Source organism: Dactylosporangium sp. CA-152071 (assembly GCF_050936335.1).
In the GTDB taxonomy this organism is placed as follows: Bacteria; Actinomycetota; Actinomycetes; order Mycobacteriales; family Micromonosporaceae; genus Dactylosporangium; species Dactylosporangium maewongense.
Window position 1 is genome coordinate 3,721,508 of record NZ_JBNJMZ010000001.1, and the last position, 23,629, is coordinate 3,745,136.

Here is a 23,629-nt window from a genome sequence, read left to right on the forward strand (position 1 = left end):
ATGACGGGACATGCGGTGGTCATCGGTGAAGCCCTGGTCGACCTGCTGGAGTCCACCACCGACGACGGCCAGATCGTCTACCACCCCGCCATCGGCGGGGCCCCGCTCAACGTCGCCGTCGGCATCGCCCGCCTGGGCGCCGCCAGCGAGTTCGCGGGCTCCGTCGGCGACGACCCCTGGGCCACCCGCATCGTCGACTTCCTCACCGCCACCGGCGTCGGCACCCGCGGCGTGGCCACCGTCCCCGGCGTCGCCACCACCTTCGCCGTGACCACCTTCCGCGGCATCGAACCGACCTTCCGCTTCTACGGCGACCCGCCCTCCTACGCCCTCCTGTCCCCCGCCGACCTGTCGACCGCCCTCGTCGGCTCCGCCGGGCTGCTGTACTGCGGCTCGATGTGCCTGCTCAGCCCGCCCGTCCTGGCCGCCGCCCGATCGGCCTGGGCCACCCCCGGCCCGATCCGCGTCTTCGACCCCAACGTCCGCCCGGTCGTCGGCGTCGACCCCGACGTGGTGGCCGAGTTCGCCGCGACCGCCGACCTGGTCAAGCTCAGCTCCGCCGACGCCGCCGCCCTGTGGGGCGAGTCCCCCGAGCACGCCGCCGGCCGCCTGCTCGACCTGGGCGCCGGCGCGGTCGTGGTGACCAACGGCGCGGAGGGCGCCCTCGTCGCCCACGCCGCCGCCACCGTCCGCGTCCCCGCCCCCACCGTCACCGCCGTCGACGCCACCGGCGCGGGCGACGCCACCATGGCCGCCCTGTCCTGGGGCATCCTCACCAAGGGCCTCCCCACCACCCTCGACGGCTGGGCGGACCTCACCCGCGTCGCGGTCCACGTCGCCGCCCTGGTCTGCGAATCCCGCGGCGGCGCGGTCTCGATGCCCACCGTGGCCGCCCTGCAGGCCCGCTTCCCCACCCTGCCCCTGTAACCCACCCGTTCAGCGTTCCCGCGAACTCGTGCCGCAGGCCGTCGCCCCATGGCCTTGTCGTTCCGCGCGGCAATTGCCGTTCCGCGGTCTTGTGGCCCGCAGCACGGCGCTCCCCGGGCTTGCGGACCGCAGGACGGCGATGGAAGGTCCTGTCCGTGATGACGGCGCGGGGATGGCCGGCACCACGGGCTTCGCCGCCCACGGCAGCGGGCGCTGGACACGACCGTCGCCCCCTTCGACAGCCCACGCCAAGGCCGCCCGCATCGCACGCAGGCGGCCAAATCGTGGTTTCGCAGCGCGATGACCGCGTCGCCCAATGTTACTCATGTCGGCCGATGCGGTTGTTCGTACACTGGCCGGTGTGACGTCGGAGCAGCTCGGCCGCTATGTGCGTGGGAGCAGGATCGCGGCTGGGGTAGTCGCGTTGGCGCTGGTGGGGCTGCGGGTCGGGTACGAGTTCGGGGTGACCGAGGCGCGCACGCCGACGTGGCTGGCGGTGACGTTGCTGCTGGCGCCGGTCGTGCTGCTCAGCGGGGCGTTCGTGGGGTTCGGGATCGTGCTGCGGCCGGTGATGCAGCCGCCGCCCGCGGCGTTGCGGGTGCGTGGGGACGCGTTCGTCGTGCCGGGGTCTCCGGTCTGGTCCGGGCGGGCGGCGATGGCGTGGGCGCTGCTCGGCACGTTGTTCCTGGAGAGCGACCCGAGCGCACCGGTCGAGCTGCGGGTCACGTTGAACGCGGTCGCCGTGCTGCTCATCGGGCTGGCCGCGGTGCCGTTGCTGCGAGGGCCGCGGATCGTCTTCAGCCCCGACGGGCTCACGATCCGCGCGGGTGGCAGCCGGCGGGTCCGCTGGGACGACCTCGTACAGGTGCCGCAGCGACCACTGCCGCTCACCGTGCGCAGCCCGAAGCTGGCGCTCAGCATCCGGCGGCCGGGGCGGCATGAGCCGGGCTGGTTGCTGGTGCCGCTGGAGCTGCTGGCGGTCGAGCCGGTGTTCCTCGGATCGGTGGTCGAGCACTACGTGGAGCATCCGGACCGGCGGGCGGCGATCGGGACCGAGGCGGAGTACGCGAGGCTGACCGGCGTCACTTGAGCCCGCTGGTCGTTGGGTAAGAGGATCTGGTTAGGAGCCATCCCAGCACTAGGAGAGTGCGCATGACCGACCGACCCCGCCCCCCGTCGCCGTACGACTTCCTGCCGGCGGTGCCGGCGTTCGCGTTGACCAGCGAGGACCTCACCGACGGCGGCACGCTGCCCGACGCGCAGGTCTACGAGCGTGGCAACACCTCGCCCCACCTGAGCTGGTCGGGGTTCCCGGCCGGGACGAAGAGCTTCGCGCTGACCTGCTACGACCCGGACGCGCCGACAGGCGGCGGGTTCTGGCACTGGATCGTGTACAACCTGCCGGCGGACGCGACCGAGCTGCCGACGGGTGCCGGCACGGGTGACAAGGACGGCCTGCCGGACGAGGCGATCCACGCCCGCAACGACTACGGCACCCGGGACTTCGGCGGTGCGGCGCCGCCGCCGAAGGACGCGCCGCACCGGTACTTCTTCGCGGTGCACGCCCTGGACGTGGACGCCCTGGAGATCGGCGCCGACGCGGCGGCGAACGTCGTCGGGTTCAACGTGGTCGCGCACACGATCGCCCGGGCCGTGCTGGTGTCCGAGTTCGGGTTCTGACGCAAGGTGACACCGCCCGCGTGCCCACAAGCACGCGGGCGGTACACGAGGACGCCCGCGCCACGTGGCAAAGCGAAGGCAAGGGTCCTGCAAGACCGATCCCACACAGTGGTCGGGTGGATCCCCTGCTCCTTGTCCGGCGCGTGCCGGCACACCGCCTCGCCGTGACCCGGCGCATCACCGCCCACTGGGGCACGCCGGCCACGTCCGGGGTGCAGTGGTGGGAGCTGGTCGATCCGATCTGCGACGACGAGCAGCCCGCCGCCGCGCTCGCCGCCGTCCGCCCCGACGGGGCCACGGTCAAGCTGATCCGTCTCGCCGCGCCGCCGGGACGGCGCGACCTCGCGGTGCAGGTCCTGCAGGGGCTCGTCGACGCGCTGCGCGCGGGTGAGGCGGAGCGGCTCGCCGCCGAGTTCCCCCCGAACGGGCACGACCTGCTGCGCCAGGCCGGCTTCCGGCAGCACGCCGGCGCATGGACCGTCGACCTCTGAAACGAGTTCTGAGCAAGATATCTGAACAGGAGATCTGAACGATCTACAAGGCGACAACCGGCTGCAAGAACTCCAACCGGTTGCCGTGCGGGTCGAAGGTGTGGAACCGCCGGTACCCAGGCAGCTCGTCGCTCCACGTCACCTGGTGGCCGGCCGCGGACAGCCGCGCGGCGAGCGCCGGCAGGTCGGGCCAGAGCAGCCCGGGGTGGGCCTTGCGCGCCGGCGTGAACGGTGTCTCCACCCCCAGGTGCAGCTCGATGCCGTGCCCGCGGAACCAGCAGCCACCCCTTCCGGCGAGCGCCGGCGGTTTCGGCACCACGGCGAGGCCGAGCAGGTCACCGTAGAAGGCGATCGACACCGCCTCGGAGCCCGCCGGGCAGGCGAGTTGGGCGTGGTGAATCATGTTTCACAGCTTGGTACACGCTTGCGGGTTTAACAAGACGGACGTACGGTTTTCTTGCTGGACGACGGTTGACGACGACTGGGCGTCCCACTTGCGGAAGACTTGCCGTGAGACACCCGCCTGATGACTTAAGGGAGCAACGCCGTGGCGAGCCTCGACACGTTCGGAGCCAAGAGCCAGCTGAGCGTCGGTGACGCCAGCTACGAGATCTTCAAGGTCGACAAGGTCGAGGGCGCCGAGCGCCTGCCCTACAGCCTGAAGATCCTCCTTGAGAACCTGCTGCGCACCGAGGACGGCGCCAACATCACCGCCGAGCACATCCGTGCGCTCGGCGGCTGGGACGCCACCGCCGAGCCCAGCGTGGAGATCCAGTTCACCCCCGCCCGGGTACTGATGCAGGACTTCACCGGCGTCCCGTGCGTCGTCGACCTGGCCACCATGCGCGAGGCCGTCGTCGAGCTCGGCGGCGACCCGACCCGCGTGAACCCGCTCGCCCCCGCCGAGCTGGTCATCGACCACTCGGTCATCGCCGACCTGTTCGGCCGGCCGGACGCCTTCGAGCGCAACGTCGAGCTGGAGTACGGGCGCAACAAGGAGCGCTACCAGTTCCTGCGCTGGGGCCAGACCGCGTTCAACGAGTTCAAGGTCGTGCCCCCGGGCACCGGCATCGTGCACCAGGTCAACATCGAGTACCTGGCGCCGGTCGTCATGCCCCGCAAGGGCCAGGCCTACCCGGACACGGTCGTCGGCACCGACTCGCACACCACGATGGTCAACGGCCTGGGCGTCGTCGGCTGGGGCGTCGGCGGTATCGAGGCGGAGGCCGCGATGCTCGGCCAGCCCGTGTCGATGCTGATCCCGCGGGTCGTGGGCTTCAAGCTCAGCGGCGAGCTCCCCGAGGGCTGCACCGCCACCGACCTGGTGCTCGTCATCACCGAAAAGCTGCGCAAGCACGGCGTCGTCGGCAAGTTCGTCGAGTTCTACGGCCCCGGCGTCAGCGCCGTCCCGCTCGCCAACCGCGCCACGATCGGCAACATGAGCCCGGAGTACGGCTCGACCGTCGCGATCTTCCCGATCGACGACGAGACGATCAAGTACCTGCGCCTCACCGGCCGCGACGAGGCCCAGGTCGCGCTCGTCGAGGCGTACGCCAAGGAGCAGGGCCTCTGGCACGACCCGGCCGCCGAGCCGGACTACTCCGAGCGTCTCGAGCTGGACCTGTCCACCATCGAGCCCTCCCTCGCGGGCCCGAAGCGGCCCCAGGACCGGGTGCCGCTGAAGAGCGCCAAGCCGTTGTTCCGAGGTGTACTGGGTGACTACGTCGCCGACGGTGGCATCGAGGGCCCGGCCGACGAGGCGAGCGCCGAGTCCTTCCCGGCCAGCGACCCGCCCGCCAACCACCTGCAGACCAACGGCGACAAGCCGCACGACCTCGTCTCGGCCGCCCGCGGCGCCAACGGGCGCCAGTCGAAGCCGGTGAAGGTCGGCGACTTCGAGCTCGACCACGGCGCCGTCGTCATCGCCGCGATCACCTCCTGCACCAACACGTCCAACCCGCAGGTCATGATCGGCGCCGGCCTCCTGGCCCGCAACGCCGTCGAGCGGGGCCTCACCGTCAAGCCGTGGGTGAAGACCACCCTGGCGCCCGGCTCGAAGGTCGTCACCGACTACTACGAGCGGGCGGGGCTCACCGCGTACCTCGACAAGCTCGGCTTCAACCTCGTCGGGTACGGCTGCACGACCTGCATCGGCAACTCCGGCCCGCTGCCCGAGGCGGTGAGCGCCGCCGTCAACGAGCACGACCTCAGCGTCGTGTCGGTGCTGTCCGGCAACCGCAACTTCGAGGGCCGCATCAACCCCGACGTGAAGATGAACTACCTCGCGTCGCCGCCGCTCGTCGTCGCGTACGCCCTCGCCGGCACCATGGACCTGGACCTCACCAGCGAGCCGCTCGGCACCGGCTCCGACGGCCAGCCGGTGTACCTCCGCGACATCTGGCCCACGCCGAAGGAGGTCGAGGACACCATCGCCGCGGCGATCGGCAGCGACCTGTACAACTCCCGCTACGCCGACGTGTTCGCCGGCGACGAGCAGTGGCAGTCGCTGCCCACGCCGACCGGCTCCACGTTCGAGTGGGACGCCGAGTCGACGTACGTGCGGAAGCCCCCGTACTTCGAGGGCATGGCCACCTCGCCGGCCCCGGTCTCCGACATCAGCGGCGCCCGGGTCCTGGCGAAGCTCGGCGACTCGGTCACCACCGACCACATCTCCCCCGCCGGCTCGATCAAGGCCGACTCCCCCGCCGGCAAGTACCTCGCCGCGCACGATGTGGACCGCAAGGACTTCAACTCGTACGGCTCCCGGCGCGGCAACCACGAGGTGATGATCCGCGGCACGTTCGCGAACATCCGCCTGCGCAACCAGCTCGCCCCCGGCACCGAGGGCGGCGTCACCGTCAACCACCTCACCGGTGAGCAGACGACCATCTACGACGCCTCCGTCGCGTACGCTTCGTCGGGCACGCCGCTGGTGATCCTCGCCGGCAAGGAGTACGGCTCCGGCTCGTCCCGCGACTGGGCCGCGAAGGGCACCGCCCTGCTGGGCGTCCGCACCGTCATCGCCGAGAGCTACGAGCGCATCCACCGCTCCAACCTCATCGGCATGGGCGTCCTGCCGCTGCAGTACCCGCAGGGCCAGAACGCCGAGTCCCTGGGCCTCACCGGCACCGAGACCTTCACGGTCACCGGCGTCGAACAGCTCAACGACGGCACCACCCCCCGCACCGTCAAGGTCACCACCGACACCGGCACCGAGTTCGACGCCGTCGTCCGCATCGACACCCCCGGCGAGGCGGACTACTACCGCCACGGCGGCATCCTCCAGTACGTCCTCCGCAAGATGATCGAGGCGTAACCAGAGGCTCCAACGCGACGGGCCGGCCACCACCACGGTGACCGGCCCGTCCTCTTGCCCTCGCTGCGATCGCACCGGGGCGTCGCCTCGATCGTCAGTACACGTGGCGGCAGTTCGCGTCCCGCCCGTTGAACCACAGCATCCGATACGACGTATCGATCCCGAACACGCCGTCGACGGCGGCGCCTTCGAGCTTCTGGATTCGGCGCAGCGCATCCTCCGTGATCGGCCCGAAGTCCCCGTCGGATTTGACCTCCTGAGGGAATCCGATCGACCTGAGCCACGCGCCGTAGCAGACGCGGATCGCCTCCTGCAGGATGATGACTCCGTCGGTCCGGTGACCACGCTGCATCCAGCACCGGTAGTCACCCGTCGAGGAGGAGGGCCGGTAGATCGAGGTCCGGACGTAGCTCGTGCACACCGGCACCGCCGCAGCCGCTGGCTCCGCGAGCAGCACCACGCTCCCGGCGGCCCCGATGACCAGCGCCGCTGCCAGCGACGCAACTCGTTGACGAACGTTGATATTCACATCCAGCATTGTCGCTGCCTGGATCGGCCACTACCGCCCGCGCAGACAAACCGGCCGATTCCGGCTGTCACCACGCTTCGGCCGAGGACAGGCCCGGTGCCCGAGTGCCCGCGAAGCCACTGGTTCCGCCGGTGTCCGCCGCGCCCGCTCCCGGCTTCCCCGCGAGCGGGCACGGACTGCGAACGCCTCGGGGTCAGCTGGGGATGGTGTAGCGCTGGACGACGCGGGTGTCGGGGTTGAAGGCGACGACCGTGTTGTCCGACATCGAGACCTCCTGGAGGATGTCGTCCTTGGCGAGGTCGGCGGTGCCGACGAGCTTGTTGTCGGCGACGTTGACGATCGCGACCTGGACGGCGGAGGCCGCGTTGCGGAAGCTGACGATGGCGACCCGGCCGGCGGCGCAGGCGGCGACGTCATGGGCGTCGAGGCTCTGGCCGAGGTAGAACTGGTTGTTGCCGTTGGCCGGGTCGATGACCGCGCCCTCGCCGATCTCGCCGGACGAGCCGAAGCCGCCGATCAGCTTGCCGCCGACCACGGCCCACTCGCCGTCGCTGGTGATGAGGCTCTTGCCGTCGGCGGGCGGGGTCTTGGTCCACTTGGCCGTGCCGGCGGCGGTGTCGATGGCGACGATGGCGTCCTTCGACGACGACAGCTCGGCCTGCACGCAGACGAGCTTCTCGCCGCAGGGGCGGACGTCGCCGATCTTGGTGCCGGCGGTGCCCCGGTACTGCCACTTCTGCTTCATGTCGGACAGGCCATAGGCGATGATCGAATCGTCGTCGGGCTTGACGATCGCCAGGTCGTTGTAGACGGTCCAGGCCTCGTCGCCCTTGGAGATAGCGCCGGTCGCCTTCACCTTGCCCGAGTTGAGGTCGATCGTGCTCGCCTTGCCATCCGCCTGCAGCTGCACGGCCACGGCGGTGTCGGCCGTGAGGGACTGCTTGTAGGGCACCCGCTTGGCGAAGGTCAGCGAATAGGTGGGAACGATCACGTCGGCGGGCGATTCGGCGGTGGCCCATCGGGCCGACGCGCGCACTGCCCGATGGCCGAGCGGGTAGACGGCCTTGGCACCAGGGTGCGACCAGCGGGCCTTGCCGTCGAGCAGGTTGATGCGCTCGATCGCGGTGTTGTTGAAGCCGCGAAACTCGGTGATCGCGTCGGTGCCGATGTAGAGGGCATCGATGCGGTCGATGAACGGGGCGGTCCACTTCACGGTGCCGGTCGCGATGTCGACCACGCTCCGGCTGTTCTCCTTCTCGGCCTGCTTCAGGTCCTCCTCGCCGTCGACGATCAGCAGGTTGCCCACGACGGTGAGGTGCACCTCCTTCGGCTCCATCGGGAGCTGGACCCGGAACTTCTGGCCGCCGGTGGCCTCATAGCCGACGACGTCGGTCGAGCCGACGCTGACCGCCGCCGTGAACACCATGCCGTTGCCGGCCACCGCGGCGACGGCGCCCTCGCTCGGCAGGGTGATCGGCGTCCCCGACCTGAGCCCCTGGATCTTCGGGTCCTTGACGGTGCCGTTGTCGTTGGCGGTGGTGTTGTCCGGCAGGCCGTCCTTCACGGACTCGAACTGGTCGCCGATCCAGGTGAAGACCTTGGAGCCGCCCCAGAGGCAGCCGCCGATGAGGGACAGGACGATGACGAGGGCGATCCAGGGGGCGGCGCTGCGGCGGGGGCGGACGATGACCGGTGGGGGTGGCGTGAATGCGGGCTGGCCGCCCGGCGGGAACGTCGTTGCCCCGAAGCCGCCGCCCTGGCCGGGCGGGCCGCCCGGCGTGCCGAAGCCGGGGCCACCAGGGCCGCCCGGAGCGCTGAAACCGGGACCGCCCTGGCCCGGCGGGCCGCCTGGGGTGCCGAAACTGGGACCGCCCTGGCTGGGTGGGCCGCCGGGAGTGCTGAAACCGCCGGGGGCGCCGATGCCGGCGGGGACGTCGGGGCGGGCCAGGCCGGGAGCGCCCGCGGGGGCGCCGGGGGCGGGCCGGACGCCGGGCGGAGCGGTCGCGCCGAACGCCGCCGGGCCGCCGCTGCCGAAGCCGGGGCCGCCGGGCCGGCCGCCCTGGTTGGGGACGAAGGCGGCCGGGGACGACGGAGAGGCGGCGTTCAAGGTCTGCGACAGGTTTGCCGGGGAGCCGAAGGCGGCGCCGGGCGAGGTCGGGGACGAGGAGCCGCCGGTCGCGGCGAACGGCACCGAGACCGGGTAGGAGGTGCCGCCGCTCGGGGAGACCGGGGTGCCCGAGACCGGGCGGGGGGCCGGGGACTGGCCGCCGTCGAAGAGCTGCTGGGGTGAGGTGGCGATGGCGAGCATGCCGCCATAGGCGACGGGCAGCTCGGGCTGCTCGGGCACGACGGGGGCGACGCCGAAGCGGGCGTGCAGGCGGCTCGCGACGAGCGGGATGCGGGAGGAGCCGCCGACGAGGAAGATGCCGGCGAGCTGGCGGACGTCGACGCCGGCGCGCTCCAGGACGCGGCGGGTCTCGTCGACGGCGCGGTCGATGAGAGGGCCGGCGACGCGCTCCAGCTCCTCGCGGGTGATGTGCAGGGCCTCTTCGGTGCCGGGGACGTGGATCGGGGCGGAGGCGGCGCGGGACAGCATCTCCTTCGCGGCGCGGACCTCGGTCCACAGGGCGCGGCGGTCGCGGTGCGCGGCGATGCTGTCAGGATTGGCGAGGCGCTGCCAGATGTCGGGGTTGCGCAGGCTGATGAGCTGGCCGAGGTGACCGACGAGGGCCGCGTCGATGTCGACGCCGCCGAGGTCGTCGAGGCCGCCGACGCCGAGGACGCGCAGACCGCCCGGGCCGCCCGCGGCGGCGGGCTCGCGGCGCACCACGGAGACGTCGAGCGTGCCGCCGCCGAAGTCGAACACGGCGAGCGACTGCAGCGGCGCGACCTGCTGGCCGAGGACGCGCAGGCAGTAGGTGGCGGCGGCGATCGGCTCGTCGACGAGGACGACCGGGCCGAGGTTGGCGGCGCGGGCCGCCTCCAGCAACACGTTGCGCCGCTGGCCGCCCCAGTCGGCGGGGCAGGTGAGGACGGTGGAGCCGACCGGGTTGACCCCGGCCTGCAGGGACTCGTCGGCGACCCGCTTGAGCAGCGCGGAGAGCATCTCGACGACGGTGACCTCGGTGTCGCCGAGCAGGACCGCGCCCTCGTCGACGCTGCGCTTCGGGTAGGGCTCGAAGCGGGACGGGGCCAGCTGGGAGAGCCGCTCCGCGTCGCGGCCGACGGAGAGCTTGCCGCTCTCGTCGGCGTAGATGCCGGACGCCATGACCGGCGAGCCGTCGAAGAGCAGCGCGCGCGGGGCGTCGTCACCACGGCGGACGACCGCCACGGTGTGGCAGGTGCCCAGATCGATCGCGAGACGATGGGTCGGCCCCACGCCCTCACCTCCAAAGACCCCGGGATCGTACGGCAGCGGTACGACATTTCCGATCGGCGGTTTGGGGTAGACAGGAAGCCGACACAGAAACGGGAGGGTCGATGCGCGCAGTCGTGTTCGAGCAGTACGGCGACCGGGAGGTCCTGCGGGCGAAGGACGCCCCGGACCCGCAGCCGGGGCCGGGCGAGGTCCTGGTGCTCGTGGAAGCCAGCGGGGTGAATTTCATCGACGTGTACCAACGCAGCGGCACCTACCAGGTGCCGCTGCCGTTCGTGCTGGGCAGCGAGGGCGGCGGCACGGTGCTCAGCTTCGGCGACGGGGTGGAGGGCCTCGCCCCCGGCGACCGGGTGGCGTGGACTGGCGTCCCCGGCAGCCACGCGGAGCAGGCCGTCGTCCCGGCGGACCGGCTGGTGCCCGTGCCGGACGGGATCAGCACCGAGCAGGCGGCCGCGGCGATGCTGCAGGGTCTCACCGCGCACTACCTGACCCACGACTCCTACCCGGTGCGCGCCGGGGACACCGTCCTGGTGCACGCCGCCGCGGGTGGGGTCGGGCGCCTGCTGACGAGGATCATCACGCACCTCGGCGGCCGGGTGGTGGCGACCGCCGGCACGCCCGCGAAGCGGGAGATCGCCCTCGCCGACGGTGCGGTGCGGGCCGTCCCGTACGACGAGGCCCTGCAAGCCGTCCGCGAGGTCAGCGACGGCGCGGCGGCCGTGTACGACGGCGTGGGCAAGGACACGTTCGACACCAGTCTCGAAGCGCTCCGCCCGCGCGGCACCCTCGTGCTGTTCGGCGCGGCGAGCGGGAAGGTGCCGCCGGTCGACCCGCTGCGCCTCATGGCGGGGTCCTACATGCTGACCCGGCCCACCCTGGGGCACTTCATCGCGAAGCGGCACGAACTGCTCGAACGCGCCGAAACGCTGTTCGGCTGGATCGCGGACGGCGTCGTCGAGGTGGCCGTCACCGGGAAGTACCCGCTGGACGCCGTACAGGACGCGTATGCCGCACTGGAGGGCCGGCACTCGACCGGGAAGCTGCTCATTATTCCGTGATCGTGATCTCAGGCGACGGACCTGCGCGAAGCCGGGAAAAGTCCCCCGACTAGACCATTCAATGGTCCAGAGGAGGGGAGCGCGATGAGCCACGTGGCAACGACCCAGCACGGCAGGCACGAGCTGCACACGCACCCGAGCCGCTGGTTCGCGCTGGTGATCATCGCGGTGGCGCAGCTGATGGTGGTGCTGGACGCCACCGTCGTCAACGTCGCGCTCCCGCACGCCAAGGCCGACCTCGGCATCAGCGACGCCAACCAGCAGTGGGTGGTGACGGCGTACACGCTGACCTTCGGCGGGCTGCTGCTGCTCGGCGGCAGGATCGCGGACTACTGGGGGCGCAAGCGGACATTCGTCGTCGGCATCCTCGGCTTCGCCGTCGCGTCCGGGCTCGGCGGCGGCGCGTGGGACGAGACGTCGCTGTTCCTCGCCCGCGCCCTGCAGGGCGTGTTCGGCGCGCTGCTCGCCCCCGCGTCGCTGGCGCTGCTGAGCGTGCTGTTCGTCGACGCGAAGGAGCGGGCGAAGGCGTTCGGCGTCTACGGCGCGATCGCCGGCGGTGGCGCCGCCCTGGGCCTGGTCCTCGGCGGCGTCCTCACCGAGTACGCGCACTGGCGCTGGTGCCTGCTCGTCAACATCCCGGTCGCGCTGATCGCGATCGCCCTGGCGGTGCGGATCGTGCCGGAGAGCAAGGCGAGCGGCAACACCAAGTACGACATTCCGGGCGCGATCCTGGCGACGCTCGGCCTGAGCCTGCTGGTGTACGGCTTCACGAAAGCCGGCGAGACCGACGCCCAGCAGCGGCTCAAGTACGGCTGGAGCTCGCCGGTCACGCTGGGCCTGATCGGCGTCGCGGTGCTGCTCCTGGCGCTGTTCGTGGTCGTCGAGACCCGCATCCGCAACCCGCTGCTGCCGATGCGGGTCGTGCTGCAGCGCACCCGCGGCGGCGCCTACCTGGCCTCCACGCTCATCGGCGCCGGGTTCATCGGCGCGGTGTTCTTCGTCAGCCTGTACTTCCAGCTGGTGCTGCACTACACGCCGCTGCAGGCGGGGGTACGGACGCTGCCGATCAGCGTCGGCGTGCTGATCGCCGCGGGCCTGTCCAGCGGGCTGCTGCCGAAGCTCGGCCCGAAGCCGATCATGGCGACGGGCGCGGTCGTGGCGGCGGCCGGCATGATCCTGCTGACCCGGATCGGCGTCGACACCGCGTACGCCACCCACGTCATGCCGTCCATGCTGATCCTCGGCTTCGGGCTGGGCTGCACGTTCGTGCCGCTGGGCAACATCGCCCTGGTCGGCGTCGACGAGCACGACGCCGGCGCCGCGAGCGCGGTGGTCAACGCCAGCCAGCAGGTCGGCGGGTCACTCGGCACGGCACTGCTCAACACGGTCGCCATCACGGCCGCCACGTCGTACTTCACGGACCACGCGACGGCCGTCGACCCGCAGGGCACGCAGCTGGAGGCGATGGTGCACGGCTATGTGACGGCGTTCTGGTGGGGCTCGGCCCTGCTGGTCGCCGCGGCCGTGATCGTCGTCGTCTTCATCAAGGCGACCAGGGACGACGTGCCCGAAGAAGGTGCCGTCCACATGGGCTGAGCGGGGTTCGACACCTCGCGCAGACGGAAGCGGCGGACATACCCTCCCCGCCGCTTTCACCCGCGGCCCGCCCGGCCACAAGACCGGGCGGGCCGCGCTTTGAAACCAGACGCTCAGACCCGCATGCCGGCGTCGTGCAGCAGCTCCACGATCAGCGGCTCCGGGTCGACGGGGAAGCCCTTGCCCGTGAACCACTTCGCCATGTTGGCGACGTCGCGGGCCAGGAAGTCCGCCCCCTTCGGGTTGATCACCACGTCGACGATCTGCGGCAGGTCGATGATGACCAGCCGCCCGTCGTGGACGAGGGTGTTGTACGGCGACAGGTCGCCGTGGGCGACGCCGGCGCGGGCGAGGACCCGCAGCGCGTCGACCAGCTGCCACCACAGGTCCGCCAGCAGGTCCAGGTCCGGGCGGGTCTGCGCCAGCCGCGGCGCGGCCGTGCCGTCGTCGTCCCCGATGAACTGCAGCATGAGCTCCGTGCCGAGCAGCTGCACCGGGTACGGGACGCAGACCCCCAGCTCCCACAGCTGCGCGAGCGCGCCGAACTCGGCGTTCGCCCACTGGCCGGCGATCGCCTCCCGGCCGAACGCCGTCCGACCCGCCATGGCCCGGGTGACCCGGGACTCGCGGACCCGGCGGCCCTCCAGGTAACCGGAGTCGCGGTGGAAGAGGCGGTGCTCGGCGGCCCGGTACCGCTTCGCGGCGAGCAGGACCCGCCGGTCGGTGCCGGGGACGCCGCGCTCCACCAGGTGGACGTCGGCTTCCTTACCGGTCTTGAGGACGCCCCGGTCGGTGTCCTTGGCGGCGTGCTCGGTGATCACCCAGTCGGGGAACGGGGCCGGGCCGTGCTGCACGCCGGGCGCGCTCCACGAGGACCAGCCGGTCTCCTCCTCCACGAGGTCCCAGGCGGTCTCGCTGGACGGGGAGGAGCGTTTTACGAAGGTCGGATCGTCGTCGTCGAACTTGCGGCGGCGGCGAGCGGACGTGCCAAAAGAGTCGTTGTCGCGCAACGCGAGGTCTCCAGAGTCAAGAGGAAAGCGGAAGTCGGCATGCAAAAACGCGCCGTGACGGCAGCCATGCGAACCAGCCCCCTCTCAACTCGAGACACGAAGACACGAAGACCCTGAGGTCAGGTGCACCTTCCCGTACACCCGCGGAAAACGCAACCGAATTACCGCGACGCCATGACCTCGGCGATCGCGGCGATCACCCCGTCGGCCGTGCGGGTCGGCGCGTAGCGGGGCTCCACCCAGCGGCGGCCCCGGTGCAGCCAGACGCTGCGCATCCCGACGTCCGCGGCACCGCCGATGTCGGCCTCGGGGCTGTCGCCGATGATCCAGGCGCCGCCGAGCCGCATCCGCGCCCGCTCCGCCGCGATCGCGAAGATCCGCGGGTTGGGCTTGCGGACGCCGACGTCCTCGGAGATGACCCAGTCCGCCAGGTACCGGTCGAGCCCGGTCTTGCGCAGCTTCTCCTCCTGCTGCCGGGTCTCGCCGTTGGTGACGACGACCGGCACCCAGCCGGCGTCCTCGGCGATCGCGAGGGCGCAGGCGGTCAGCGGGTTGAGCCGGACCCGGGCCATCAGCTCGCCGCGGATCTCCTCGACGATGTCGATCGCGGCCTCACGGAGCCCGTACCGCTCCCGGATCCCCTCGGCGACGTCCCACGTCGAACCCATCCCGTCGGCGTCCACGGACAGCAGCCAGTCCAGGTCGTATTCGGGCGCGCCGATGCCACGCAGGAAGTCGCCGGCCCATGCGCGGAACGCCCCGGCCCTGTCCAGCAGGGTGTCGTCCAGGGAGAGCAACAACAGGGGCACGCGGGCAGGGTACGTGACCGGAATGACATAAAACAGTGCTCACATTTTCGATGGCCGAGGATCCCCACAGAACGGGGTGAAACGCACCGTTTTCCCTGGGCAGTGTGCCAAACCGTATGTACGGCTTGCATAATCGTCCCGTGCCCAGGGTGAGCCAGGACCAGCTCGACGCACGCCGGAAGGAGATCCTCACCGGCGCGCGGACCTGTTTCGCCCGGCACGGCTACGAAGGGGCGACGGTCCGGCGGCTGGAAGAGGAGATCGGCCTGTCCCGCGGCGCGATCTTCCACCACTTCCGGGACAAGGACTCGCTCTTCCTCGCCGTCGCCGAGGACGACGCCGCGACCATGGTAGCCACGGTCGCCGAGCACGGCCTCGTCCAGGTCATGCGGGACCTCCTCGCCCGGGCGGCCACCGAGGACGTCGCCGGGTGGCTCGGCAGCCAGCTGGAGGTGTCGCGGCGGCTGCGCACCGACCCGGAGTTCGCGAAGCGGTGGGCGGCCCGCTCGGAGGCGGTCGCCGAGGCGACCCGTGAGCGGTTGCAGCGCCAGCGGGAGGCCGGCGTGCTGCGCGCCGACGTCCCGATCGCGATCCTCGCGCAGTTCCTCGAGCTGGCCTACGACGGCCTGGTCCTCCACCTCGCGACCGGCCGCCCCGTGCAGGATCTCGAGGCCGTCCTCAACCTGGTCGAGGCCGCCGTCCGAAGGTCGGGATGACATCGGTCACAAGGTTTCCTCAAGTGTCCTTCCGGTGACAGGCGCTACTCGACGTCCGCACCCACACTGACCCCATGAGGACATCGATCGTCGCTGGCCCGGGTGACACCTGGGGCATCGCGGGCCCGGACTTCCTGTGGCTGTACGCCGGGCTCGCCGCACTCGCGATCATCACCGCGTTCATCTGGCGCCGCGCCGCCATGCGCGGTCCTTCGCTGCGCCGCGCCCGGGACCTGACCCCGACCCAGGCCGCGCTCCTCAACGGCGACCGGAAGCTGGCCGTCTACAGCTCCCTCGCCGCCCTGCGCGCCGCCGGCGCCATCGACTCCCGCAGCCGCGGCAACATCCGCAAGTCCGGTCCGCTGCCGACCGGCGCCGGTGAGCTCGACCAGGCCGTGTACGAGTGCGCGCGCCGCGGCCTCGCCGCCCGCAACGTGCAGACCGACTCCGGCGTCGTCGCCGTGCTCAAGCGCACCGAGGAGCAGCTGACCCTGGCCGGCTGGCTGCTCGACCCCGAACGCCGCCGCAACGTGCGGCGGGCGTGGCTGATCGTCCTCGCCGTCGTCGCGGTCGGCGTCGCCCGGATCGGCGCCGGCATCTTCAACGACCAGCCCATCGGCTTCCTGGTGATGCTGGTGGTCCCGGTCTTCCTCATCGCGCTGCTGTTCCGGTCCGTCCCGCGGGTCACCACCAACGGCAGGGCCCTGCTGCTTCGGATGCGGATGCGGGTCCAGCACCTGTCGCCGCGCCAGTCGCCGTCGTGGTCCACCTACGGCCCGGAGGCCGCGGCGCTCAGCATCGGGCTCTTCGGCGCCGGCGCGTTCTTCCTCGCCGACCCCGCGTTCGCCGAGTCCGCCGAGCTGCAGCGGCACGTCGCCGCCAGCGGTGGCGGCGGCTCCTTCGACAGCGGCTGGAGCGGCAGCTCCGACTCCGGCTCGTCCAGCTCCTGCGGCGGGTCGAGCTCGAGCTGCGGCGGCGGGTCGAGCTGCGGCGGAGGGTGCGGGGGATGACCACGGTCGGCATCGGCTGGCGGCCCGAGATCGCCGGTTACGTCGCCGGCCTCCCGGGGCTGCGGTTCACGGAGGTCGTCGCGGAGTCCGTACACCTGACGCACCCGCCGGCGATGCTCATGGACCTGGTCGACCGGGGCGTGCGGGTCGTGCCGCACGGGGTGCGGCTGTCGCTCGGCGGCGCCGAACCCGTCGACGACACCCGCGCGGCGCACCTGGCGCGCTGCGCCGAGCTGCTGCGGTCGCCGCTGGTCAGCGAGCACATCGCGTTCGTGCGGGCCGGCGGCGTCGAGGCGGGGCATCTGCTGCCGGTGCCCCGCACCCGGGAGGCGGTCGACGCGGTCGTCGCCAACGTGCGGCGCACCCAGGCGGCGCTCGGCGGCGTCACCCTCGCCCTGGAGCCGATCGCCGCGCTGTTCGACTGGCCCGACCCGGAGCTGACCGAGGCGCAGTTCCTCACCGAGATCCTCGACCGGACCGGCTGCGCGCTCCTGCTCGACGTCGCCAACGTCCACGCCAACGCCCGCAACCGCGGCACCCCCGGTGACCTGCTCGACGGGCTGCCGCTGGAGCGGATCGCGTACGTGCACGTCGCCGGCGGGGCCGAGCACGACGGCTTCTACCACGACACCCACACCGACCCGACCCCGCCGGAGGTCCTCGACCTGGTCAAGGAGCTGTGCGCGCGGACCAGCCCGCCGGCGCTGATGCTCGAACGCGACGGCCACTACCCGCCCGCCGCCGAGCTGACCCGCGAGCTCGACGCCCTCTGCGCCGCCGCGGGCCTCCCCCGGATCACGGCATGACCCTGGCCGACCGGCAGCGGGCCCTCGTCGACGCGCTCGTCGCCGGCGGTGCCGTCCCCCCTGGTTTCGATGCGGCAGGTGTACGGGCAGCGGCCGTCGCCCTCCGCAGGAAGCGCGCCGGCGAGGTGGCCCGCACATGGCCCTTCCTGGCGGCGTCGTACGGCGACCGCTGGCATCGCACGTTCGCCGACTGGGCGTCCGGGCGCCCGCCGCAGGGTTCGCTGCGCGACGGCTGGGACTTCGCCCGCTGCGCCGGCCCCGCCACGCTGACGCCGCTCGCCCGGGAGGAGCTCGCCGGGCGGGAGGCCGCCTTCCGCTACGACGGCGCCGCCGCCCCGGTCCCCCGCAGGCGGCTCGCCGCCCGGCTGCGGCTGCTGCTGTCACGCCATGGATCCCGGTCCACGTGACCGGCGCGCTCTGAAATTTCTTGTATCAGGTGCCACGCGTGTGTCCTCTAGTCAGGTGAGACGGCGCCGACTTCGGATTCGAGGCGCCCTGCGGGGACGGAGAGCCACATGCAGTTACGCTGCCGGCGGATGACGGGGGACGCGCTGGCCGACCTCGGTGACGACAACGGCGCGCCACCGTCGACGCCCTGGCTGCCGTCGGCCGCCGTCCTGCGCCGCCACGGCGCCCGCGTGCTGGAGCCCGGCGACGGCGTGTCCGCGCCGACGGTGTACCGGGCGGGCGTCCTGCTGTCGACCGCGCCGGCGAGCGAGCCGCCGGACACCCTCGAGCGCTGCAACCAGACCCTCGCCGGGTCCGGCATGCGCCTCGCCGAGAGCCACGCCGTGCCCAGCGGGCGCGGTGCCGCGGCGCACGGCCCCGACGGACCCGCCAGGGAGCGGGCCGTACGGCGGCGCGTGCGGGCCGTCCAGCTCGTCGCGGCGCACGGCGCCGACCCCGAGTCCGTCGACGCGTGGGCCGCGCTGAAGGCGTTGCGCGCCGGCGGCCACGGGGCGCACCTGTCGCTCGACCACCTGCTCTTCGGCGCCTCCATCGGCGGGGTGCCGATGACCGAGGGCTCCCCCATGACGGAAGGCTCTCCGATGACGGAGGGCTCGCCGATGACCGAAGGCTCCCCCATGACGGAGGGGTCCCCGATGACGGAGGGCAGCGCCTGGCGGTTCGCCGGCGGTGCCGGCCGCCGGCCGGTCGACCTGGTCCTCCCGCCGCCCCGCCGGCGCACCGCCGCGGAGCTCGGCGACCGGCGGCCCGTCGTCGCGGTCCTCGACACGGGCATCTCCCCGCACGAGTGGCTCGACGTCCCCACCCCCGCCGGCTCGGCGCTGCCCGCGGACGGGTTCACCACCGTCGACACCGAGCTGCAGGCCATGATCCTCGCCGCGCAGGACCAGCTCATCGCCGCCGGTCACTCCCTGCAACGCCTCCGCGACGCCTGGGAGCGGCAGATCAGCACCGGCTCCGTCGCCGGCGAGCTCGGCACCCACACGGGGCACGGCACGTTCATCGGCGGGCTCGTCCGGCAGGTCGCCCCCGACGCCACCGTCCTGCAGATCCGGGTCATGCACAGCGACGGCGTCGTCTACGAGAGCGACCTGCTCATCGCCCTCGACCGCCTCGCCGACGAGGTCGAAGCGGCCCAGGCGGGCACCGGCGGACGGATGGTCGACGTCGTCTGCCTGTCGCTCGGCTACTACCTCGAGAGCGCGGCCGACGGTTCGTACACCATCCGCCTCCAGGAACACGTCGACCGCCTGCTCGCGGCCGGGGTCGTCGTGGTCGCCGCCGCCGGGAACCACGCCACGTCCCGCGAGTTCTACCCCGCGGCCCTGCCGTGCGACGGGGAGCTGCCGGTGATGAGCGTCGGCGCCTTCCAGCCCAACGACGCCAAGGCGATGTTCAGCAACGACGGCCCCTGGGTCCGCTACTGGGCGCCCGGGTCGGCGCTGATCAGCACGTTCCCGAAGGTCCAGGGCAGCCGGGGCGCCGCCTTCACCACCCCCGCCGGCAACGCCGGGGGCCGCCCCACCCGCCGCGAGACCCTCGACGACGACGACTACACGCGCGGCTTCGCCTCGTGGAGCGGCAGCTCGTTCGCCGCGGGTCTCGGCGCCGCCGAGGTCGCCGCGCTCCTGCTGGAGAACGCCGCCGCCGACCCGCAGCTGCGCCTCGACCAGGTGGACGCGAAGTCCACCACGCAACGGGCGCTGCGAGCCCTCGACGGGTTCCCGGGGTAGACCATGGCCGACTTCCAGCACTTCTCGGACGACGGGCTGCTCGCCGACCTGCGGCGCGTCGCCGGCCTGGTCGACCCCGTCCCCGCCGACCTGCTCTTCTCCCTCAGCGTCGCCGGGCTCGACATCGAGGTCTGTCGCCTCGTCCCGGCGCTGGACGGCGCGATGGCCGGGGTCCGCGGCGACGAGGAGACCACCCGCGCCACCTTCGAGTCGGCGAGCCTCACCATCATGGTCGAATGGACCGCCGGCGCCGCCGGCACCGTCCGCCTCGACGGCTGGCTCGCCCCACCCTCCCCCTGCCGCATCGAGCTGCGCACGGTCGACGGCCCGCAGACCATGGACACCGACGAGGGCGGCCGCTTCGCCGCCCAGCGGGTCACCCGCGGCGAGGTCCAGATCCGCGTCCACCCGACGAACGACCAAGAAGCCGATGGCGCCCGGACGGTGGTGACGCCATCGTTCGTGGTGTAGCCGCAACCTCACCGTCCCCGGCCGACCCGCGTGCCTCCACCGCCACGCGGGCCACACCCATGCCTATCCGCACCGCCCCTGCCCCCGCCGGCAGTCCGACGCGCGCCGCGCGAGCCGCCCCCATCGCTGGCAGTCCGGCGGGCGCCGCGCGACCCGCCACCGCCGACAGTCCGGTGAAGGCCGCTCGATCCACCACCGCACCCTCCCCCGCCGGCAGGTCGAAGGGCGCCGCACGACCCACAACCACCGCACCTTTCCCCGCGGACAGTCCGGCAGGCGCCGTGCGAGCCGCCGCCACCGCGCCCGCCGCCGGCAGTCCGGCGGGTGCCACGCGACCCACCATCATCGTCCCTTCCCCCGCGGACAGCCCGGCGGGTGTTGCGGGACCCGGCACCTTCGCGGGAGCCGGGCCGTCTGTGGCTGCTGGTTCCTCGAGCGGCGCTTCCCCGGTCGCCAGTGCGGTGGCGGGTGTGGCGGCGCCTGCGGGGCGGGCGGTGACGGACGGTGGGGCGGACGCGGGCGAGCGGCGGGAAGTGGCGCGGGTGGTGCGGCTGCACCGGTCGGCGGTGCGGGCCGGGGCGGCCGGGAAGCCTGCCGCGGCGGCGAAGCGGGCGACCGAGGCGCTGCGGCTGCTGGGGTGGCCGGGGGCGGAGCCGTCCAGGCCGGCGCTGGCGGCGCGGCTGCTGCTGACGCTCGCGCACGCGGAGGCCGAGCAGGGGCGCACCGAGCTGGGACTGGAGCTGCTCGACCGGGCCGAGACGCTCGCCGACCTGGCCGACGTCGGCACCGTGCTGCAGCAGCGGGGGCTGCTCCTGCTGCGGGTCGGGGAGATCGACGCGGCGTTGAAGCTGCTGGACGCGGCCGTGCCGGTGCTCCAGGAGCACGGGGAGCCGGCGGTCCTCGCGCGGACGCTGCTCAACCGGGGCGTCGTGCACCTCACCGCGGGGCGGGTCCGGCTGGCCCGGGCCGACCTGCGCCTGTGCCGCGAGCTCGCCGGTGCGCACGGGCTCGACCTGCTCGCGGCGAAGGTCGAGCACAACCTCGGCTACTGCGCGCTCGCGGGCGGGGACGTGCCCGCGGCGTTGCAGACGTTCGACACGGCGGCGGACTCGCTGCGGCGGCTGCGCGCGGACGGGTTCCTCGCCATCTCGATGCTCGACCGGGCGCGGGCCCTGCTCGGCGCAGGCCTCGACACCGCCGCCGCGGAGGACCTCGACCGGTCGATCGAACTGCTCAAACGCCACCGTCTCAGCCAGGACCTCGGCGAGGCCGAGCTCGCCCGCGCCCAGGCCGCCCTCGGCAGCGGCGACCTGGCCGCCGCGGCCCTGTGGAGCGCCAGGGCCCGCGCCCGTTTCACCCGCCGCCGCAACCGCGCCTGGGCCGCCCTCGCCGCGTCGCTCCAGGTCCGCGTCGACCTCGCCAGCGCCGCCCGCACCCAGGCCGCCAACCCCGTCCAGCCACTACCGGCCACTGGTCCCGTCCAGGCGCCACCGTCCACCGCCCCTGTCCAGGCCGCGGGACTCGTCCAGCCACGACCTGCCGCCGCCCGCACCCAGCCGCCAACGGCCTTCGGTCCCGTCCAGCCACCACCGGCCACCGGACCCGCCCGGCCGCGGCCTGCTTCCGGCGAACTCGCACCGCCCACCAACCCGGACCAGCCACCTGCCACCCGCCCCGCCATGCCGCAGCTTGCGTCTGGCGAACCCGCGCCTGGCAACCCGGACCAGCCCACTGCCACCGGTCCCACCCGGGCGCTGCTTGCCCCTGGCGAACCCGCGCCTGCCGCCAACCTGGACCAGCCACAGGCCATCCGTCCCGCCCGGCCACAGCCTGCCCCCGGGGAACCCGCGGCCGCCGCCGACCCGGACCAGCCACCTGCCACCGGGCCCGGCCGGCGGTCGGTGGCAGCGGCTGCTTCCGTCCGGCCCGCCACGATCAGCAGCGACGTCCAGCCGGAAAGCAACGGCAGTCGTGTCGGGGTGGTTTCAGCGGTACATCAGCCGAAAAACCCAAATCGTCGGAAGTTGCTGGCCGTGGCCAGGCGGGCGACACGGCTGGCGGCGACGCTGCGGGGACTCGGGCTGCGGCACGACGCCGGCAGTGCGGAGCTGCTGGCGCTGCGGGCCAGGGTGGCGGCCGGTGACACCCCGTCGGCGGAGCAGCGGGCCCCGGCGCGCCGGGCTCTCGTCGCCGACGTGCCGCTCGACGTGCGGCTGCTGCACCGGCTCACCCGGGCCGAGCTGCACCGCGCCGACGGGCGGCCGCGGGCGGCGCTCGACGAGCTGCGCAAGGGGCTCGTGACGCTGCAGGAGCACCGGCGCCGGTTCGGCAGCCTGGAGCTGCAGAGCAGCGTCGCGGCGCTGGGGGCGGACCTCGGCGCGTACGGGCTGGACATCTCCTGGTCGCTCGGCCCGCCGAGCCTCGTCTTCAACTGGTCCGAGCGGTCCCGGGCACAGTCGTTCCGCATCCGGTCCGTCCTGCCGCCGCAGGACCCGCAGATCGCCGAGGCCCTCGCGGAGCTGCGGCAGCTGCGCCGGGCCGTGCGCCTCGGCGAGCTCGAAGGCCGGCCCGAGCCGCTGCTGCGCGCCCGCTGCGCCGACCTCGAGCAGAGCATCCGCCGGCACGGCTGGTGGGCCGGCGACACCGAGGAGAGCCACGGCGCCGCCACCCACACCGAGGTGGCCGCCGAGCTCGCCCGCGCCGGCCGCTGCATGGTCAGCTACCTCGTCCGCCGCGACCGCCTGCACGCGCTCGTCCTCGCCGGCGGGGCGATCACGTCGGTGGAGCTCGGCCCGTACGCTCCCGTGGCCGAGTCCGTCCGCCGTCTCCTCAGCGACCTCGACACCGCGGCCGACCGGCGCCTCCCGGCGAAGCTCGCCGCGGTGGTGCGAGCCAGCGCCGACCGGCAGGCCGCCACCCTCGATCAGGCGTTGATCGCTCCTGTACTGGCGGCGCTCGGCCCCCACGACGTGGTGGTCGTGCCGACCCGGCAGCTCGCGGTGCTGCCCTGGGGGCTCCTGCCCAGCCTGCGGGGGCGGCCCGTGGCGGTGGCACCGTCCGCGTCGGTGTGGCTCGCCGCGCGTACCGCCGCCAACGCCGTCACCACCGGAGCGCCCCTGCTCGTCGCGGGCCCCGACCTCGTCCACGCCGACGCCGAGATCGACGCGATCGCGCGGCTGTACCCGCGGGGCCGGGTCCTGCGGGGCGCCGACGCGACCGCGACCAGCGTCCTGGCCGGCATGGACGCCGCGCCCGTCGTGCACGTCGCCGCGCACGGCCATCACGACACGCAGAACGTGCTCTTCTCGCGCCTGGAGCTCGGCGACGGCCCGCTGCTCGCGTATGAGCTGCAGCGCCTCGGCACCGCCCCCGGCCAGGTCGTCCTCTCCGCCTGCGACGTCGGCCGGGCGGTCGTGCGGGCCGGCGACGAGCTGGTCGGCTTCACCGCCGCCCTCCTGCACGCCGGCACCGCCAACGTCGTCGCCAGCGTCGCGCGCATCCCCGACGAGCTGGGCCCCGCCGTCATGGCCCACTACCACCGCGCCGTCGCGCTCGGCGTGTCACCGGCCCGTGCCCTGGCCGACCTGCCGGAGGCGACGCCGTTCGTCTGCTTCGGCGCGGGCTGACGGAGTT

Annotated in this window: 19 protein-coding genes; 14 read left to right on the forward strand and 5 right to left on the reverse strand. The window is 73.1% G+C overall.

The genetic code is table 11. The features are described from left to right. The 4 genes from ACQEVZ_RS16530 (at position 1) to ACQEVZ_RS16545 (ending at position 3,098) form a co-directional block, all read left to right on the forward strand. Positions 1-927, forward strand: coding sequence for a carbohydrate kinase family protein (locus tag ACQEVZ_RS16530; protein WP_433367265.1), 927 nt, complete (start codon positions 1-3; stop codon positions 925-927). Positions 928-1,288: 361 nt separating this feature from the next. Beyond that, positions 1,289-2,017, forward strand: coding sequence for a hypothetical protein (locus ACQEVZ_RS16535; protein WP_344502956.1), 729 nt, complete (start codon positions 1,289-1,291; stop codon positions 2,015-2,017). 62 nt (positions 2,018-2,079) lie between these two features. Next, a complete protein-coding gene (locus tag ACQEVZ_RS16540) occupies positions 2,080-2,607 on the forward strand; it encodes a YbhB/YbcL family Raf kinase inhibitor-like protein (RefSeq protein ID WP_344502957.1) in 528 nt (175 codons plus the stop codon). Between the two features lie 116 nt (positions 2,608-2,723). Further along, positions 2,724-3,098, forward strand: a complete 375-nt coding sequence (locus ACQEVZ_RS16545) for a hypothetical protein (protein WP_344502959.1) — start codon at positions 2,724-2,726, stop codon at positions 3,096-3,098. 43 nt (positions 3,099-3,141) lie between these two features. Here ACQEVZ_RS16545 and ACQEVZ_RS16550 read toward each other — a convergent pair whose 3' ends face one another. After that, positions 3,142-3,501, reverse strand: coding sequence for a VOC family protein (locus ACQEVZ_RS16550; protein ID WP_344502960.1), 360 nt, complete (start codon positions 3,499-3,501; stop codon positions 3,142-3,144). A 144-nt stretch (positions 3,502-3,645) separates the two neighbouring features. On the opposite strand from ACQEVZ_RS16550, the gene acnA reads away from it, so the two are divergent. Further along, entirely contained in the window at positions 3,646-6,414 is a 2,769-nt protein-coding gene (gene acnA, locus ACQEVZ_RS16555) for an aconitate hydratase AcnA (RefSeq protein ID WP_433367271.1), read from the forward strand. Between the two features lie 94 nt (positions 6,415-6,508). Here the strand turns inward: acnA and ACQEVZ_RS16560 are convergent, their stop codons facing one another. Together ACQEVZ_RS16560 and ACQEVZ_RS16565 are read right to left on the reverse strand one after the other, a co-directional pair. After that, positions 6,509-6,874 carry a peptidoglycan-binding domain-containing protein gene (locus ACQEVZ_RS16560; protein WP_433367274.1) on the reverse strand — a complete coding sequence of 122 codons (366 nt, stop codon included), beginning with the start codon at positions 6,872-6,874 and terminating at the stop codon, positions 6,509-6,511. A 262-nt stretch (positions 6,875-7,136) separates the two neighbouring features. Further along, on the reverse strand, positions 7,137-10,322 hold the full coding sequence (locus ACQEVZ_RS16565; RefSeq protein ID WP_433367277.1) for an Hsp70 family protein: 3,186 nt from the start codon (positions 10,320-10,322) through the stop codon (positions 7,137-7,139). A 101-nt stretch (positions 10,323-10,423) separates the two neighbouring features. Here ACQEVZ_RS16565 and ACQEVZ_RS16570 point away from each other — a divergent pair, with 101 nt between their 5' ends. Both ACQEVZ_RS16570 and ACQEVZ_RS16575 read left to right on the forward strand, forming a co-directional pair. Further along, positions 10,424-11,377 carry a quinone oxidoreductase family protein gene (locus ACQEVZ_RS16570; protein ID WP_344502964.1) on the forward strand — a complete coding sequence of 318 codons (954 nt, stop codon included), beginning with the start codon at positions 10,424-10,426 and terminating at the stop codon, positions 11,375-11,377. Positions 11,378-11,461: 84 nt separating this feature from the next. Beyond that, complete coding sequence (locus ACQEVZ_RS16575) at positions 11,462-12,973, forward strand: MFS transporter (RefSeq protein WP_433367281.1); 1,512 nt, start codon at positions 11,462-11,464, stop codon at positions 12,971-12,973. 113 nt (positions 12,974-13,086) lie between these two features. Here ACQEVZ_RS16575 and ACQEVZ_RS16580 read toward each other — a convergent pair whose 3' ends face one another. Together ACQEVZ_RS16580 and ACQEVZ_RS16585 are read right to left on the reverse strand one after the other, a co-directional pair. Continuing rightward, positions 13,087-13,983 (reverse strand): serine protein kinase RIO, encoded by an 897-nt coding sequence (locus ACQEVZ_RS16580; protein WP_433367284.1) that lies wholly within the window; start codon positions 13,981-13,983, stop codon positions 13,087-13,089. A 161-nt stretch (positions 13,984-14,144) separates the two neighbouring features. Beyond that, positions 14,145-14,792, reverse strand: coding sequence for an HAD family hydrolase (locus tag ACQEVZ_RS16585; RefSeq protein ID WP_344502968.1), 648 nt, complete (start codon positions 14,790-14,792; stop codon positions 14,145-14,147). 140 nt (positions 14,793-14,932) lie between these two features. Between ACQEVZ_RS16585 and ACQEVZ_RS16590 the strand changes: the two genes are divergently transcribed. The 7 genes from ACQEVZ_RS16590 (at position 14,933) to ACQEVZ_RS16620 (ending at position 23,622) form a co-directional block, all read left to right on the forward strand. Then, positions 14,933-15,508, forward strand: coding sequence for a TetR/AcrR family transcriptional regulator (locus ACQEVZ_RS16590; protein WP_360566156.1), 576 nt, complete (start codon positions 14,933-14,935; stop codon positions 15,506-15,508). Between the two features lie 74 nt (positions 15,509-15,582). Then, positions 15,583-16,518 (forward strand): TIGR04222 domain-containing membrane protein, encoded by a 936-nt coding sequence (locus ACQEVZ_RS16595; RefSeq protein ID WP_433367289.1) that lies wholly within the window; start codon positions 15,583-15,585, stop codon positions 16,516-16,518. After that, positions 16,515-17,324 carry a DUF692 domain-containing protein gene (locus ACQEVZ_RS16600; protein WP_344502971.1) on the forward strand — a complete coding sequence of 270 codons (810 nt, stop codon included), beginning with the start codon at positions 16,515-16,517 and terminating at the stop codon, positions 17,322-17,324. The genes ACQEVZ_RS16595 and ACQEVZ_RS16600 overlap by 4 nt, the downstream gene beginning before the upstream one ends. Then, positions 17,321-17,731 (forward strand): hypothetical protein, encoded by a 411-nt coding sequence (locus tag ACQEVZ_RS16605; RefSeq protein WP_433367292.1) that lies wholly within the window; start codon positions 17,321-17,323, stop codon positions 17,729-17,731. Before ACQEVZ_RS16600 ends, ACQEVZ_RS16605 begins: the two co-directional genes overlap by 4 nt. Before the next feature lie 129 nt (positions 17,732-17,860). Continuing rightward, the gene (locus ACQEVZ_RS16610; protein ID WP_433367295.1) at positions 17,861-19,525 is read left to right on the forward strand and encodes a S8 family serine peptidase; all 1,665 of its coding nucleotides are present in this window, start codon (positions 17,861-17,863) and stop codon (positions 19,523-19,525) included. A gap of 3 nt (positions 19,526-19,528) precedes the next feature. Then, on the forward strand, positions 19,529-19,996 hold the full coding sequence (locus ACQEVZ_RS16615; RefSeq protein WP_344502974.1) for a hypothetical protein: 468 nt from the start codon (positions 19,529-19,531) through the stop codon (positions 19,994-19,996). A 470-nt stretch (positions 19,997-20,466) separates the two neighbouring features. Further along, positions 20,467-23,622, forward strand: coding sequence for a CHAT domain-containing protein (locus tag ACQEVZ_RS16620; protein WP_433367298.1), 3,156 nt, complete (start codon positions 20,467-20,469; stop codon positions 23,620-23,622). Positions 23,623-23,629 lie beyond the last annotated feature (7 nt).

What these genes read in the sequence shown, in the direction of transcription:
- ACQEVZ_RS16530 (WP_433367265.1), top strand. Translation starts at nt 1, where the DNA reads ATGACGGGACATGCGGTGGTCATCGGTGAAGCCCTGGTCGACCTGCTG.
- ACQEVZ_RS16540 (WP_344502957.1), top strand. Translation starts at nt 2,080, where the DNA reads ATGACCGACCGACCCCGCCCCCCGTCGCCGTACGACTTCCTGCCGGCG.
- ACQEVZ_RS16550 (WP_344502960.1), bottom strand. Translation starts at nt 3,501, where the DNA reads ATGATTCACCACGCCCAACTCGCCTGCCCGGCGGGCTCCGAGGCGGTG.
- ACQEVZ_RS16570 (WP_344502964.1), top strand. Translation starts at nt 10,424, where the DNA reads ATGCGCGCAGTCGTGTTCGAGCAGTACGGCGACCGGGAGGTCCTGCGG.
- ACQEVZ_RS16575 (WP_433367281.1), top strand. Translation starts at nt 11,462, where the DNA reads ATGAGCCACGTGGCAACGACCCAGCACGGCAGGCACGAGCTGCACACG.
- ACQEVZ_RS16595 (WP_433367289.1), top strand. Translation starts at nt 15,583, where the DNA reads ATGAGGACATCGATCGTCGCTGGCCCGGGTGACACCTGGGGCATCGCG.
- ACQEVZ_RS16600 (WP_344502971.1), top strand. Translation starts at nt 16,515, where the DNA reads ATGACCACGGTCGGCATCGGCTGGCGGCCCGAGATCGCCGGTTACGTC.
- ACQEVZ_RS16605 (WP_433367292.1), top strand. Translation starts at nt 17,321, where the DNA reads ATGACCCTGGCCGACCGGCAGCGGGCCCTCGTCGACGCGCTCGTCGCC.
- ACQEVZ_RS16610 (WP_433367295.1), top strand. Translation starts at nt 17,861, where the DNA reads ATGACGGGGGACGCGCTGGCCGACCTCGGTGACGACAACGGCGCGCCA.
- ACQEVZ_RS16615 (WP_344502974.1), top strand. Translation starts at nt 19,529, where the DNA reads ATGGCCGACTTCCAGCACTTCTCGGACGACGGGCTGCTCGCCGACCTG.